General features: G+C 57.5%; 2 rRNA genes. Both read left to right on the forward strand.

Going from position 1 to position 4881, the window contains the following annotated elements:
* The first annotated feature begins 5 nt into the window (after nucleotides 1-5).
* Nucleotides 6-1531 (forward strand): 16S ribosomal RNA (locus OO52_RS45260).
* 241 nt (nucleotides 1532-1772) lie between these two features.
* Nucleotides 1773-4881: ribosomal RNA gene (locus OO52_RS45265) — 23S ribosomal RNA — on the forward strand; the annotation flags it as partial.

Genomic DNA, 4881 nt, shown 5'->3' on the forward strand with positions numbered 1-4881 from the left:
AAACATTCACGGAGAGTTTGATCCTGGCTCAGGACGAACGCTGGCGGCGTGCTTAACACATGCAAGTCGAACGATGAACCACTTCGGTGGGGATTAGTGGCGAACGGGTGAGTAACACGTGGGCAATCTGCCCTTCACTCTGGGACAAGCCCTGGAAACGGGGTCTAATACCGGATACGAGTTTCACGGGCATCCGTGATTCTGGAAAGCTCCGGCGGTGAAGGATGAGCCCGCGGCCTATCAGCTTGTTGGTGAGGTAATGGCTCACCAAGGCGACGACGGGTAGCCGGCCTGAGAGGGCGACCGGCCACACTGGGACTGAGACACGGCCCAGACTCCTACGGGAGGCAGCAGTGGGGAATATTGCACAATGGGCGAAAGCCTGATGCAGCGACGCCGCGTGAGGGATGACGGCCTTCGGGTTGTAAACCTCTTTCAGCAGGGAAGAAGCGAAAGTGACGGTACCTGCAGAAGAAGCGCCGGCTAACTACGTGCCAGCAGCCGCGGTAATACGTAGGGCGCAAGCGTTGTCCGGAATTATTGGGCGTAAAGAGCTCGTAGGCGGCTTGTCACGTCGGGTGTGAAAGCCCGGGGCTTAACCCCGGGTCTGCATTCGATACGGGCTAGCTAGAGTGTGGTAGGGGAGATCGGAATTCCTGGTGTAGCGGTGAAATGCGCAGATATCAGGAGGAACACCGGTGGCGAAGGCGGATCTCTGGGCCATTACTGACGCTGAGGAGCGAAAGCGTGGGGAGCGAACAGGATTAGATACCCTGGTAGTCCACGCCGTAAACGGTGGGCACTAGGTGTTGGCGACATTCCACGTCGTCGGTGCCGCAGCTAACGCATTAAGTGCCCCGCCTGGGGAGTACGGCCGCAAGGCTAAAACTCAAAGGAATTGACGGGGGCCCGCACAAGCAGCGGAGCATGTGGCTTAATTCGACGCAACGCGAAGAACCTTACCAAGGCTTGACATACACCGGAAACGTCTGGAGACAGGCGCCCCCTTGTGGTCGGTGTACAGGTGGTGCATGGCTGTCGTCAGCTCGTGTCGTGAGATGTTGGGTTAAGTCCCGCAACGAGCGCAACCCTTGTTCTGTGTTGCCAGCATGCCCTTCGGGGTGATGGGGACTCACAGGAGACCGCCGGGGTCAACTCGGAGGAAGGTGGGGACGACGTCAAGTCATCATGCCCCTTATGTCTTGGGCTGCACACGTGCTACAATGGCCGGTACAAAGAGCTGCGATACCGTGAGGTGGAGCGAATCTCAAAAAGCCGGTCTCAGTTCGGATTGGGGTCTGCAACTCGACCCCATGAAGTCGGAGTTGCTAGTAATCGCAGATCAGCATTGCTGCGGTGAATACGTTCCCGGGCCTTGTACACACCGCCCGTCACGTCACGAAAGTTGGTAACACCCGAAGCCGGTGGCCCAACCCCTTGTGGGAGGGAGCTGTCGAAGGTGGGACTAGCGATTGGGACGAAGTCGTAACAAGGTAGCCGTACCGGAAGGTGCGGCTGGATCACCTCCTTTCTAAGGAGCACTTCTGCTGCTAGTACTGCTCGCAAGAGCGTGGAACGCATGATCTCCGGGCGGGACCTGGCCGGGCACGCTGTTGGGTGTCTGAGGGAATGAACTTCTCCTCAGATCGCCGGCCCCAGTGAACTCCGGTTGTGTCCGGGGGTGATGGGTGCCGGTGAAGCATCACGGTTAGTGGTGTGTGACGGGTGGCTGGTCGTTGTTTGAGAACTGCACAGTGGACGCGAGCATCTGTGGCCAAGTTTTTAAGGGCGCACGGTGGATGCCTTGGCACCAGGAACCGATGAGGCCACGATAGTCCCCGGGGAGTCGTCAACCAGGCTTTGATCCGGGGGTTTCCGAATGGGGAAACCCGGCAGTCGTCATGGGCTGTCACCCGCTGCTGAACACATAGGCAGTGTGGAGGGAACGCGGGGAAGTGAAACATCTCAGTACCCGCAGGAAGAGAAAACAACCGTGATTCCGGGAGTAGTGGCGAGCGAAACTGGATGAGGCCAAACCGTATGCGTGTGAGACCCGGCAGGGGTTGCGCATGCGGGGTTGTGGGATCTCTCTTCCACGGTCTGCCGGCCGTGGGACGAGTCAGAAACCGTTGATGTAGGCGAAGGACATGCGAAAGGTCCGGCGTAGAGGGTAAGACCCCCGTAGTCGAAACGTCAGCGGCTCGTTTGAGAGACACCCAAGTAGCACGGGGCCCGAGAAATCCCGTGTGAATCTGGCGGGACCACCCGCTAAGCCTAAATATTCCCTGGTGACCGATAGCGGATAGTACCGTGAGGGAATGGTGAAAAGTACCCCGGGAGGGGAGTGAAATAGTACCTGAAACCGTGTGCCTACAAGCCGTGGGAGCGTCGGAGTGGAGCTTGCTTCACTCTCGTGACTGCGTGCCTTTTGAAGAATGAGCCTGCGAGTTTGCGGTGTGTTGCGAGGTTAACCCGTGTGGGGAAGCCGTAGCGAAAGCGAGTCCGAATAGGGCGTTTTTAGTAGCACGCTCAAGACCCGAAGCGGAGTGATCTAGCCATGGGCAGGTTGAAGCGGAGGTAAGACTTCGTGGAGGACCGAACCCACCAGGGTTGAAAACCTGGGGGATGACCTGTGGTTAGGGGTGAAAGGCCAATCAAACTCCGTGATAGCTGGTTCTCCCCGAAATGCATTTAGGTGCAGCGTCGTGTGTTTCTTGCCGGAGGTAGAGCACTGGATAGGCGATGGGCCCTACCGGGTTACTGACCTTAGCCAAACTCCGAATGCCGGTAAGTGAGAGCGCGGCAGTGAGACTGTGGGGGATAAGCTCCATGGTCGAGAGGGAAACAGCCCAGAGCATCGACTAAGGCCCCTAAGCGTACGCTAAGTGGGAAAGGATGTGGAGTCGCAGAGACAACCAGGAGGTTGGCTTAGAAGCAGCCACCCTTGAAAGAGTGCGTAATAGCTCACTGGTCTAGTGATTCCGCGCCGACAATGTAGCGGGGCTCAAGCGTACCGCCGAAGTCGTGTCATTGCAGTATATAGCCCCAACGGGTGCTGTGATGGGTAGGGGAGCGTCGTCTGCCGGGTGAAGCGGCACTGGAAGGTAGTCGTGGACGGTTGACGAGTGAGAATGCAGGCATGAGTAGCGATACAAACGTGAGAAACGTTTGCGCCGATTGACTAAGGGTTCCTGGGTCAAGCTGATCTGCCCAGGGTAAGTCGGGACCTAAGGCGAGGCCGACAGGCGTAGTCGATGGATAACCGGTTGATATTCCGGTACCCGCTGTGAAGCGTCAAACATCGAATCCAGTGATGCTAAGGCCGTGAAGCCGCCCCGGAGCCTTCGGGCAAAGGGGAGTGGTGGAGCCGCTGACCCAAGTTGGTAGTAGGTGAGTGATGGGGTGACGCAGGAAGGTAGTCCATCCCGGGCGGTGGTTGTCCCGGGGTAAGGGTGTAGGACGGTGTGTAGGTAAATCCGCGCACCTTGTGTCTGAGACCTGATGCCGAGCCGATTGTGGTGAAGTGGATGATCCTATGCTGTCGAGAAAAGCCTCTAGCGAGTTTCATGGCGGCCCGTACCCTAAACCGACTCAGGTGGTCAGGTAGAGAATACCGAGGCGTTCGGGTGAACTATGGTTAAGGAACTCGGCAAAATGCCCCCGTAACTTCGGGAGAAGGGGGGCCACACCTGGTGATGAGCTTTGCGCTCTGAGCTGGGGGTGGCCGCAGAGACCAGCGAGAAGCGACTGTTTACTAAAAACACAGGTCCGTGCGAAGCCGTAAGGCGATGTATACGGACTGACGCCTGCCCGGTGCTGGAACGTTAAGGGGACCGGTTAGCTCACTTTCGGGTGGGCGAAGCTGAGAACTTAAGCGCCAGTAAACGGCGGTGGTAACTATAACCATCCTAAGGTAGCGAAATTCCTTGTCGGGTAAGTTCCGACCTGCACGAATGGCGTAACGACTTCTCGACTGTCTCAACCATAGGCCCGGTGAAATTGCACTACGAGTAAAGATGCTCGTTTCGCGCAGCAGGACGGAAAGACCCCGGGACCTTTACTACAGTTTGATATTGGTGTTCGGTTCGGCTTGTGTAGGATAGCTGGGAGACTTTGAAGCAGGCACGCCAGTGTTTGTGGAGTCGTCGTTGAAATACCAGTCTGGTCGTGCTGGATGTCTAACCTGGGTCCGTGATCCGGATCAGGGACAGTGTCTGATGGGTAGTTTAACTGGGGCGGTTGCCTCCTAAAGGGTAACGGAGGCGCCCAAAGGTTCCCTCAGCCTGGTTGGCAATCAGGTGTTGAGTGTAAGTGCACAAGGGAGCTTGACTGTGAGACCGACGGGTCGAGCAGGGACGAAAGTCGGGACTAGTGATCCGGCGGTGGCTTGTGGAAGCGCCGTCGCTCAACGGATAAAAGGTACCCCGGGGATAACAGGCTGATCTTCCCCAAGAGTCCATATCGACGGGATGGTTTGGCACCTCGATGTCGGCTCGTCGCATCCTGGGGCTGGAGTCGGTCCCAAGGGTTGGGCTGTTCGCCCATTAAAGCGGTACGCGAGCTGGGTTTAGAACGTCGTGAGACAGTTCGGTCCCTATCCGCTGTGCGCGTAGGAGTCTTGAGAAGGGCTGTCCCTAGTACGAGAGGACCGGGACGGACGAACCTCTGGTGTGCCAGTTGTTCTGCCAAGGGCATGGCTGGTTGGCTACGTTCGGGAGGGATAACCGCTGAAAGCATCTAAGCGGGAAGCCTGCTTCGAGATGAGGACTCCCACCCACTTGATGGGGTAAGGCTCCCAGTAGACGACTGGGTTGATAGGCCGGATCTGGAAGCACAGTAATGTGTGGAGGTGACCGGTACTAATAGGCCGAGGGCTTGTCC

The sequence above is a fragment of the Streptomyces flaveolus genome (genome assembly GCF_000716535.1).
Taxonomy (GTDB): domain Bacteria; phylum Actinomycetota; class Actinomycetes; order Streptomycetales; family Streptomycetaceae; genus Streptomyces; species Streptomyces flaveolus_A.